This window comes from Xenorhabdus santafensis, assembly GCF_033949405.1.
Lineage (GTDB): Bacteria > Pseudomonadota > Gammaproteobacteria > Enterobacterales > Enterobacteriaceae > Xenorhabdus > Xenorhabdus santafensis.
The window spans coordinates 1-260 of sequence record NZ_VCDN01000480.1 but is presented as its reverse complement, the minus strand read 5'-3'; the positions used below and the strand labels follow the sequence as shown (position 1 = coordinate 260).

Genomic DNA, 260 nt, shown 5'->3' with positions numbered 1-260 from the left:
CATGGATATCTTTGATTTCTCCCCAATACAGTTTCCTGCTGATTCAATTGGTGCTGAGTGGAGAACAACGCATTTTGACTTCCACTCGATTCATGATAATTTATTGAAACTTGATATACTAGGACACGATGATCCGACCGTTATTCGTATGTTACAAGATTTAAGTGGTATTGATCCGAAAACAATCCCAACGGATGATCCAGAAGTAATGAAAATTTTCTCTGGTCCAGAATCGTTAGGGGTAACGGAAGAGCAAATTA

The 260-nt window shown here is 38.5% G+C and carries 1 protein-coding gene; it reads left to right on the top strand.

Annotated features, from left to right (window positions below; translation table 11 throughout):
• Position 1: 1 nt before the first annotated feature.
• The coding region (locus tag FE392_RS23135; protein WP_500692721.1) for a hypothetical protein at positions 2–260 on the top strand (259 nt) is incomplete at its 3' end.